The organism is Streptomyces sp. PA03-6a (assembly GCF_033792765.1).
Lineage (GTDB): Bacteria > Actinomycetota > Actinomycetes > Streptomycetales > Streptomycetaceae > Actinacidiphila.
This window is the reverse complement of record NZ_JARAVK010000122.1, coordinates 20856-28066: the sequence shown is the minus strand read 5'-3', so window position 1 is coordinate 28066 and position 7211 is coordinate 20856. Positions and strand designations below refer to the sequence as shown.

At 68.7% G+C, this 7211-nt stretch carries 6 protein-coding genes and 1 tRNA gene; 4 read left to right on the top strand and 3 right to left on the bottom strand.

Features of this window, described 5'->3' with window-relative positions; genetic code table 11:
* The first annotated feature begins 131 nt into the window (after window positions 1-131).
* From PV350_RS26600 to PV350_RS26590, 3 genes are all read left to right on the top strand, one after another.
* A complete protein-coding gene (locus tag PV350_RS26600) occupies window positions 132-1280 on the top strand; it encodes a DUF3631 domain-containing protein (protein WP_500336483.1) in 1149 nt (382 codons plus the stop codon).
* A 178-nt stretch (window positions 1281-1458) separates the two neighbouring features.
* A complete protein-coding gene (locus PV350_RS26595; protein WP_500336481.1) occupies window positions 1459-1677 on the top strand; it encodes a helix-turn-helix domain-containing protein in 219 nt (72 codons plus the stop codon).
* 69 nt (window positions 1678-1746) lie between these two features.
* Window positions 1747-2925: a site-specific integrase gene (locus tag PV350_RS26590; protein ID WP_500336479.1), complete on the top strand. Its 1179-nt coding sequence runs from the start codon at window positions 1747-1749 to the stop codon at window positions 2923-2925.
* 84 nt (window positions 2926-3009) lie between these two features.
* Here the strand turns inward: PV350_RS26590 and PV350_RS26585 are convergent.
* Both PV350_RS26585 and PV350_RS26580 read right to left on the bottom strand, forming a co-directional pair.
* Window positions 3010-3083: transfer RNA gene (locus PV350_RS26585), tRNA-Pro, on the bottom strand.
* 88 nt (window positions 3084-3171) lie between these two features.
* The gene (locus PV350_RS26580) at window positions 3172-4104 is read right to left on the bottom strand and encodes a metallophosphoesterase (protein ID WP_499513046.1); all 933 of its coding nucleotides are present in this window, start codon (window positions 4102-4104) and stop codon (window positions 3172-3174) included.
* Between the two features lie 76 nt (window positions 4105-4180).
* Between PV350_RS26580 and PV350_RS26575 the strand changes: the two genes are divergently transcribed.
* The gene (locus tag PV350_RS26575) at window positions 4181-4642 is read left to right on the top strand and encodes a GatB/YqeY domain-containing protein (protein WP_500332011.1); all 462 of its coding nucleotides are present in this window, start codon (window positions 4181-4183) and stop codon (window positions 4640-4642) included.
* Between the two features lie 141 nt (window positions 4643-4783).
* Here the strand turns inward: PV350_RS26575 and PV350_RS26570 are convergent, their stop codons facing one another.
* On the bottom strand, window positions 4784-7078 hold the full coding sequence (locus tag PV350_RS26570; RefSeq protein WP_500336477.1) for a transglycosylase domain-containing protein: 2295 nt from the start codon (window positions 7076-7078) through the stop codon (window positions 4784-4786).
* Window positions 7079-7211: the final 133 nt, after the last annotated feature.

Below are 7211 nucleotides of genomic sequence, written 5' to 3'. Positions count from 1 at the left end.
CCGACGGCCCCGGCCCCGCCACACCGGCCCACGGGCCCGCGGCGGGTGGTGCGCCGAAAGTCGCCGCCCGTGAGGGCGTCCTGTCAGCTCTTCGTCCTGACCCGCAGCAAACCGACCGGAGGACCACTCTCATGACCGACGGCGCGGCCCTGCTGAATGGGGTGGAAGCTTTCCACCGCCGCTTCAACGCGTTTCCCACCGAGGCCGCATATGTCGCGGTCGCCCTGTGGGACGCGCATGCGCACCTGCTGGAGTGCTTTGACTCCACACCGCGTCTGGCGTTCCTGTCCCCGGAACCCGGGTCGGGGAAGTCGCGAGCGCTGGAGATCGTGGAAACCCTGGTCCCGCACCCCATGGTCGCGGTCAACGCCTCCGCCGCGGCCCTGTTCCGGGCCGTATCCGGGAGCGGCGGGCGGCCCACGATCCTGTTCGATGAGATTGACACCATCTTCGGCCCCAAGGCCGGGGACAACGAGGAACTGCGCGGCTTTCTCAACGCCGGCCACCGACGCTCCGGGGTGACCTACCGGTGCATCGGGGATGGCGGCAATCAGACCGTGCAGGCATTCCCGTCCTATTGCGCGGTCGCGGTCGCCGGACTCGGCTCGCTGCCGGACACGATCCTGACCCGCTCCGTTGTCATCCGCATGCGCCGCCGTGCCCGCACCGAGCGCGTGGAGCCGTTCCGGGCCCGCGTCCACGAGGCGGAGGGCCACCGGCTGCGCGACAGCCTTGCGCAGTGGGCGGAGCAGGCCCGCGGGTTCGTCCTGGGTGCATGGCCGCAGATGCCCGACGGCGTCACCGACCGCCCCGCGGACGTGTGGGAACCCCTGCTCGCCGTTGCCGATGCTGCCGGCGGAGACTGGCCCCGCCGCGCCCGCGACGCCTGCCTCACCCTGGTGCGGGCCGCGCAGTACACCGACAAGCACAGCATCGGCATCCGGCTGCTCACCGACCTGCGCGACCACGTGCTGATTGGCGTCGACCGGCTCCCGACCATCTCCATCCTGGACCGGCTCAACGCCCTGGACGACTCCCCGTGGGCCGACCTCGACGGCAAGCCGCTGGACAACCGGCGGCTGTCCCGGATGCTCGCCGAGTACATGACGGGGGACAACGAGCCCATCAGGTCCCGGAACATCCGCACCACCGGCGGGATCCTCAAGGGCTTCCACGCCAAAGATCTGGACGACGCCTGGGCCCGCTACTGCCCCCCTCCCCAGAAGCCCGCTACAGCCGCTACACCGCTACATCCCAGCTCAGAGGCCATGAATCTGTAGCGGCAACCCCAGATGTAGCGGCTACGCCCCCACAGCCCCGAAGTGGACGTAGCCGCTACATCCAACCCCTCCGCTACAAAAAACCACCCGCTGACCTGCGATGTAGCGGCGTAGCGGATGTAGCGGACTTCCCAGAAGGGGGCCGCGGCCCCTCGACTTGCCAGAAGGAGACAGCGCAATGGCCACGCCCTCCGCCCACTCCGATCTGTCCCCGCGCCTCCACCGCGTGGAAGTCGCCGCCCAACTCCTCGGCGTCAAGCGCTCCACCGCGTACGAGGAGATCCGACTCGGTCGCCTCCGGACGGTACGCATCGGACGCCGCCGACTGGTCCCCACCGAATACATCAACGAGTACGTCGAACTCCTCAAGCACGAGTCCGAACAGGTTGCCTGCTGAGCAACCCCATCCGAGAGCAGAGCCGTGTCCCGTCGGGGCGCGGCTCGATGCATGAAAGGGCACAGCCGAATGACCGAGGTACCCAAGCGACCACGCAAGGCTGGCAACGGTGAAGATTCGATCTACTGGGACGAGTCGAAGAACCGCTATGTCGGTGCCGTATCCCTCGGCTTCACGCCATCCGGCAAACGCCGCCGTCCGAAGGTGTACGGGAAGACCAAGACCGAGGTACGCCGCAAGCTCCGAGAGTTGAAGAAAGAACTGGAAACCGGCGTCAAGGCACCCGCCAACTACACCGTGGCTGACGCGGTCGCTGACTGGCTCGCCCGTGGGCTGAAGGGGCGAGATGAGAAGACCGTCGACAAGTGCCGGAGCTTGGCGGACAACCACGTCATTCCGTTGTTGGGCAAGGCGAAGCTGAAGGACCTCAGCGCCGACGACGTGGACGACTGGCTTGACGACCGCGCGGATGTTTTGGCCACGCGTTCTCTCCGGGAGGTGCACGCGGTGCTGAAGCGCGCCATCACACATGCTCAGCGCCGGGACAAGGTCATGCGGAACGTCGCGGAACTGGTCACCGTACCGGAGGGACGGTCGGGGCGACCGAGTAAGGCACTCGCCTTGGAGCAGGCGAAGGCACTCCTGTCCGCGGCCCGGGGAACACGTCTGTACGCCTACATTGTTCTGTCGCTCTTGATCGGCGTGCGTACGGAGGAGGCACGTCCCCTCACCTGGGATCACGTGCACCTGACCCCGTCGGACGGCACGCCAGCGCACGTCGAGGTCTGGCGCTCGGTGCGGAAACACGGCGACACCAAGACACGTCTCAGCCGGCGCACCCTGGCTCTCCCACATCACGTCGTTCATGTCCTGCGAGAGCACCGTGAGTGGCAGCAGCAGGAACGTGCGGCATGCGGCCTTGTGTGGAGCACGGGAGATCTCGTCTTTGCCACCCGGAATGCCACCTCACTCGACGCCTCGCACGTCCGGAGGGACTTTCGGGTGATCGTGAAAAAGGCAGGACTGGCGCCGGAGTGGACCCCGCGGGAACTTAGGCACAGCTTCGTCTCGCTACTCTCCGACCACGGCATCCCGCTTGAGGTCATCGCCCGTGTCGTCGGTCACAGCAGCACGGCCACGACCGAGGCCGTCTACCGCAAGCAACTGCGACCGGTGATCACCGAGGGTGCGGGAGCGATGGACGAGATCTTTGCTCTTGGAGGGGAGGCGGAGCAGGAGACGGCTTGACCTTCTCCCGGGTGGCTCCCTGTTTGGCTCCCGTCAAACGCAAAGGCAGCCTACTCATGGTGAGTAGGCTGCCTTTGACCTGGGTCGGGGTGGCGGGATTTGAACCCACGGCCTCTTCGTCCCGAACGAAGCGCGCTACCAAGCTGCGCCACACCCCGGTGTCGCGTCGTGGCCTCGGGCCCGGCGCGACGAGGATTACTCTAGCGGACCTCCCGCTGGAGACGAAATCCGGTTTTCGGCGGCGGCTCAGGCGCCCGGCGTCAGGGTGAGCAAGGTGGCCTCGGGCGGGCAGGCGAAGCGGACCGGGGTGTAGCGGTTGGTGCCGCAGCCCGCGGAGACGTGCAGGTATGAGCGGTGACCGGCGGCCTCGTGGGTGGACAGGCCCTTGACCCGGTCCGCGTCGATGTCGCAGTTGGTGACGAGGGCGCCGTAGAAGGGGATGCACAGCTGGCCGCCGTGGGTGTGCCCGGCGAGGATCAGCGGGTAGCGGTCGGCGGTGAAGGCGTCGAGCACGCGCAGGTACGGGGCGTGGACGACCGCGAGCGAGAGGTCGGCGTCCGCGTCGGGACCGCCGGCGACGGCGGCGTAGCGGTCGCGGCGGATGTGGGGGTCGTCGAGGCCGGTGAAGGCGATCTCGATCCCGTCGTCGAGCTTGAGGCGGCCGCGGGTGTTGTTGACCCCGACCCAGCCGGCCACGTCGAAGGCGTCGCGGATCTCCTCCCACGGGTTGCGGATGACGCCGATGGCGGGGTTGTTCTGGCCGTTGAGGCCGTGCGTGCCCCGGAGGCGCTCGGCGAGGTAGCGGGCGGGGTTGCGCGGGGTGGGGCCGTAGTAGTCGTTGGAGCCGAAGACGTAGGCGCCGGGGAGGTCGAGCAGCGGCCCGAGGGCGTCCATCAGCTCGGGGACGCCCTGGGGGTCGGAGAGGTTGTCGCCGGTGTTCACGACGAAGTCGGGGCGGAGCCCGGCCAGCGACTGCAGCCAGCGGCGCTTCTTGTTCTGGCCGCGGACCATGTGGATGTCGGAGACCTGCAGGATGCGGATCGGCCGCATCCCGGCCGGCAGCACCGGCACCGCCACCCTGCGCAGCCGGAACGACCGTGCCTCGATCCCGGCCGCGTAGGCCACGCAGGCCGCACCGGCAGCTGTGATGCCCAGGGGTACTCCGTATCGCGCGCGCATGCCCTCCATGGTGGCAGACGGCACGTCAGGGATAAATCCGCGGCCCTCCCGGCGGCGACCTGGCAGACTCGACGCCATGACCACCACGCTCAAGAAGCGTCTGCACGACGACCTCACGGCTGCCATCAAGGGGCGGGACGAGCTGACCTCGTCCACCCTCCGTCTCACCCTCACCGCGATCACCAAGGAGGAGGTCGCGGGCAAGGAGGCGCGCGAGCTCTCCGACGACGAGGTGCTGAAGGTGATCGCCCGCGAGGCGAAGAAGCGCCGGGAGGCCGCCGACGCCTTCGAGCAGGGCGGCCGCAAGGAGGCCGCGGAGCGTGAGCTGGCCGAGCGCGAGGTGCTGGACGCCTACCTGCCCAAGCAGCTGGACGACGCGGAGCTGGCCGGCATCGTCGCCGCGGCGATCGAGGAGTCCGGGGCCGAGGGGCCGAAGGCGATCGGCGCCGTCATGAAGATCGTGAACCCGAAGGTCGCCGGCCTGGCCGAGGGCGGCCGGGTCGCCGCCGAGGTGCGCAAGCAGCTCGCGGGCGGCTGACAGGGGCCGACGGCGGCTGACGGGGGCCGACGCCACGGAGGGCGGCGTGGCCCGCCGGGCCTCCTCCACCGGAACGCCGAAGGGGCGCCGGGACCGATCGGTCCCGGCGCCCCTTCGGCGTCATGTCGTGTCACGCGGGGATCAGCCCGGCCCGGTGCCGCCCGTCTCGGGGGTGCCGGTCCCGGGACCCCCGGTGCCGTTGTTCCCGCCGCTGCGGCCGTTGCCACCGCCGGTGGTGAAGCCGTTGGCCCCGTCGCCGCCGAGGGTGTCGCCGCCGAAGATCCCGCCGAGCAGGCCGTCGTCGCCACCGTTGCCGTTGCCGCCGTTGTCACCGCGGCCGTGGTGGTCGTCGTCGTCGCCCCGTGGCTTCTCGGGATCCTTGATGGCGACCGTCGGCAGGCCGGGCGAGACGGTGCCGGCCAGGGCGCCGGACATCGCGTCCTTCCAGATCGGACCCGGGGTGTCGGCGCCGTAGACCTCGGCGTGGAAGCGGCCGCCGATGGTGATGTTGGTCATCCTGCGCTTGTGGGCCGGGTCGCCGACCCAGACGGCACCCGCCATGTCCGAGGTGTAGCCCACGAACCAGGCGGCGTAGCGGAAGTCCGTCGTACCGGTCTTGCCCGCGCTGTCGCGGTCGCTGAGCCCGGCCTGCTGACCGGTGCCGTCCTCGACCACGCCCTTGAGCAGGGTGTTGATCGTGGAGGCGGTCTGCTCGGACATGGCCCGCTCGCACTCGGTCTTGGGCACCGGCAGCTTCTTGCCGTTCGCGTCGGTGATCGACTCGATGGCGACCGGGGTGCAGTACTCGCCCTTGTTGGCGAAGGTCGCGTAGGCGGCGGCCATCTTCAGCGGCGACATCTCGTTGACGCCGAGAGTGAAGGAGGCGCCGAGGCCCAGCTTGGTCCCGCCGGCGCGCTTGGTGATGCCGAGGGAGTTGACCATCCGCGTCACGTCGCACAGGCCGGCGTCGGCCTCCAGGGAGACGAAGTAGGTGTTGATCGACTTCGCCAGCGCCTCCCGCATCCCGTACGGGCCGACCTCGGACTTGCTCTCGTTGGGCACCTTGTCCTTGCTGGTGTAGCGGTTGCCGTCGCAGTCGGTCACGTCCGGGTACGGCATCTCGTACGGCGAGGGGTAGGACTGCGCCGTCGACATGCCCTTCTCCAGGGCGGCCGCGGCGGTGAAGGGCTTGAACGTCGAACCCGGCTGGTAGCCCGCGCCGCCGCCCATGTTCCGGTCGACGGAGTAGTTGATCTGGGTCTGGTTCTTCTTGAAGCCGTACGGGCGGGACTGGCCCATCCCGACGACCCTGCCCGTGCCGGGCTGGACCAGGGTCACGGCGGTGGCGACGTCGTCGCTCTTGTACACGTGCTGGCTGATCGAGTCCTGGACCGCCCGTTGCGCCTTCGGGTCGAGGGTGGTGCGGACGGTGAGGCCGCCCTGGTCCCAGCGCTTGGCGCGCTCGGCCTTGGTCTTGCCGAAGGCCTTGTCCGTGAGGAAGACCTGGCGCACGTAGTCACAGAAGAACCCGGCGCCGTTGACGGCGGTGATGCAGCCGTTCTTGGGCTCGCTGATCTTGAGGCCGAGCGGCTTCTTCTTCGCGGCGTCGGCCTCGGCCTGCGTGACGTCCTTCAGGTCGGCCATGCGCTGCAGCACCACGTCGCGGCGCTTCTTGGCCTCCTCCGGGTCGTTCACGGGGTCGTACCGGCTCGGCGACTGGACGAGACCGGCCAGCAGCGCGGACTCGGTGAGCGACAGGTCCTTGGCGGACTTGCTGAAGTAACGCCGGGAGGCGGCCTCGACCCCGTAGGCCTGCTCGCCGAAGAAGGTGATGTTGAGGTAGTTCTCGAGGATCTTCTGCTTCCCCAGCTCCTGCTCGAGCTGGATGGCGTACTTCATCTCTTTGATCTTGCGACCGATGGTCTGCTGGGTGGCCTGCTGGACCTTGGTGGGGTCGTCGCCGGCCTCCTCGATGAAGACGTTCTTCACGTACTGCTGCGTCAGGGTGGACGCGCCCTCGGAGACACCGCCCTCCTGGGCGTTCTTGTTGAGCGCGCGCAGGATGCCCTTGACGTCGATCGCGCCGTGCTCGTAGAAGCGGGCGTCCTCGATGGCGACGATGGCCTGCTGCATCGACTTGCTGATCTTGCCGAGCCCCACGACCGTGCGGTCACGCGAGTAGACGTTCGCGATCAGGTCGCCCTTGACGTCCAGGATCCGGGTGCTCTGCGAGAGCGGCGGGCGCTTCAGTTCGCCCGGCAGGGAGTCGAAGCCGGCCGCGGTGCCCTTGGCGCTCAGTCCGAGCGCCCCCGCCGCGGGGAGGGCGATGCCGGCCAGCACCACGCCGGCCAGGACGCTGACACCCAGGAACTTGGCGGCCTGCTGAGCGGTACTGGTGCCGCCGCTGCTGGTGGGGCGCGATCGCTTGTGACCCATGGGGTGCAGCTTACGTTGCCATTCTTAAGACGTGGGCATGCTTGTTCGCCTACTCTGTAACAGACAGGCGCGAACACTGCGCACACGTCTGTCTTCCATCCTCACTCTTGTGGGTGATGAGAACTGCCCGAAT

What these genes read in the sequence shown, in the direction of transcription:
- PV350_RS26575 (WP_500332011.1), top strand. Translation starts at nt 4,181, where the DNA reads ATGACCACCACGCTCAAGAAGCGTCTGCACGACGACCTCACGGCTGCC.
- PV350_RS26595 (WP_500336481.1), top strand. Translation starts at nt 1,459, where the DNA reads ATGGCCACGCCCTCCGCCCACTCCGATCTGTCCCCGCGCCTCCACCGC.
- PV350_RS26600 (WP_500336483.1), top strand. Translation starts at nt 132, where the DNA reads ATGACCGACGGCGCGGCCCTGCTGAATGGGGTGGAAGCTTTCCACCGC.
- PV350_RS26570 (WP_500336477.1), bottom strand. Translation starts at nt 7,078, where the DNA reads ATGGGTCACAAGCGATCGCGCCCCACCAGCAGCGGCGGCACCAGTACC.
- PV350_RS26590 (WP_500336479.1), top strand. Translation starts at nt 1,747, where the DNA reads ATGACCGAGGTACCCAAGCGACCACGCAAGGCTGGCAACGGTGAAGAT.
- PV350_RS26580 (WP_499513046.1), bottom strand. Translation starts at nt 4,104, where the DNA reads ATGCGCGCGCGATACGGAGTACCCCTGGGCATCACAGCTGCCGGTGCG.